Origin of the sequence: Mesorhizobium sp. (assembly GCF_024509055.1) — a bacterium.
Lineage (GTDB): Bacteria > Pseudomonadota > Alphaproteobacteria > Rhizobiales > Rhizobiaceae > Mesorhizobium.
This window is the reverse complement of record NZ_JANINM010000312.1, coordinates 1,502-1,886: the sequence shown is the minus strand read 5'-3', so window position 1 is coordinate 1,886 and position 385 is coordinate 1,502. Positions and strand designations below refer to the sequence as shown.

General features: G+C 62.9%; 1 protein-coding gene. It reads left to right on the top strand.

From position 1 onward, the window contains the following. Positions 1-385, top strand: a 385-nt coding sequence (locus Q0L57_RS13965) for a secretin N-terminal domain-containing protein (RefSeq protein ID WP_366940910.1), incomplete at both ends; no start/stop codon positions are given.

Sequence of the window (385 nt, the reverse complement as noted above, 5' to 3'; positions counted from 1 at the left end):
GGTGGTTCTTGGAGACCTGCTTGGCGTCGGGTACACCATCGATCCGCGCGTTCAAGGCACGGTGACGCTGGCTTCTGTCCGTCCGATTGCCAAGTCGGACGCACTCTACGTGCTCGAGAATGCATTGCGGATGTCCAACGTTGCCATGATCCGCGATCATAGCGGCTACCGCTTGCTGCCCGCCAACGAGGCGGTGGGGTCCGGAGGGATCGACAGGGGCCGTTCGGCCGAGGCCGGCCAAGGTCTGAGCGTCGTCCCGCTGCGCTACGTATCGGCACAGAATGTCTTCAAGCTGCTGGACGCATTCGGCGTCAAGGCAAACACCATCCGCCCGGATGTCGGTCACAACACCCTGATCATTCAGGGCAGCGGCGCAGATCGGGCT